Below are 1149 nucleotides of genomic sequence, written 5' to 3'. Positions count from 1 at the left end.
TCCTTCGCCTGCACCACGCGTGCCCGGCGGCGTATCGCCGCGCGCTGGATCGCCTGCGAACGCGCCCGCGCCCGGAACGGGGCCATCAGCAGCGTCCACGCATAGGCCCAGGCCAGCAGTGACCACAGCGCTGTCGACACGACCAGCAACAGCCCGCCCCATCCCGGCGCGACCCGATCGACGTCGTCCACCGGATAACCGAGCGTGTAATACAGGATGCACGGGAACGCGATCGCAAAGAACAGCAGGTACACCGCCCAGAAATACAGCATCTTCTTCATGCACCGCTCCGCTCACCGAGGCCAGCGGAGCGTACTACACGCGTGTGTCCGCACCGATGACCTGCGATCAGATGGCCCGCGAGTAGCGCGCCGGCTGATCCGGGCGTGCCAGGTAGCGGTCGAAGCACATCGCCAGCAGGCGCAGCAGTGGTCGACCGCGTTCGGTGGTGCGCACCACGCCGTCGGTGTACTCGGCCAGGCCATCGCGCTGCAGGGCATCGAGCGCGACCAGCGCATCGGCAAAGTACGCCTCGAAGTCAACGCCATGCCGCCGCGCCAGTGCGCCACCGTCCACTTCCCCCTGGCACATCAGCTGGCCGATCAGCTCGGCGCGCAGCACATCGTCGGCGTCCAGCTGCAGGCCGCGCCAGACCGGCAGGCGACCGCCATCCACGGCCGCCTCCCAGCCCGGCAGCTCGCGCGGGTTCTGGCTGTAGCTGTTACCGATATGGCTGATCGCACTGGCGCCCAGTCCGACCAGGTCGGTGTCGGCATGGGTGGTGTAGCCCATGAAGTTGCGGTGCAGCTGGCCGGCACGCTGCGCCTGTGAGAGGTCTTCGTCGGGCAGCGCGAAGTGGTCCATCCCCACGTACTGGTACCCGGCCAGCGACAGTCGGCGCACCGCCAGTCCCAGCAGGGCCAGCTTCTGTTCGGGGCTGGGCAGCGCCTCATCGGGGATCTGCCGCTGCGCCTTGAACAGCTGCGGCAGGTGCGCATATCCGTAGATGGCCAGGCGGTCCGGGCGCTCGCGCAGCACCGTTTCCAGGGTCTGCGCGAAGCCGGCGAGGGTCTGGTGCGGCAGCCCGTAGATGAGGTCCACGTTGACCGAGCGCAGGCCGTGGTCGCGGCAGGCGCGCAGGATGTCCAG

At 68.8% G+C, this 1149-nt stretch carries 2 pseudogenes; both read right to left on the bottom strand.

The window, feature by feature from the left end:
* Positions 1–281 (bottom strand): annotated as a pseudogene (locus tag ACXJKH_RS20940) (hypothetical protein); the annotation flags it as partial.
* A 67-nt stretch (positions 282–348) separates the two neighbouring features.
* Positions 349–1149: pseudogene (locus ACXJKH_RS20935) on the bottom strand (oxygen-independent coproporphyrinogen III oxidase); the annotation flags it as partial.

The organism is Stenotrophomonas sp. P5_B8 (assembly GCF_054049855.1).
The sequence above is the reverse complement of the archived record's forward strand: the minus strand, read 5'-3'. Positions and strand labels throughout refer to the sequence as shown.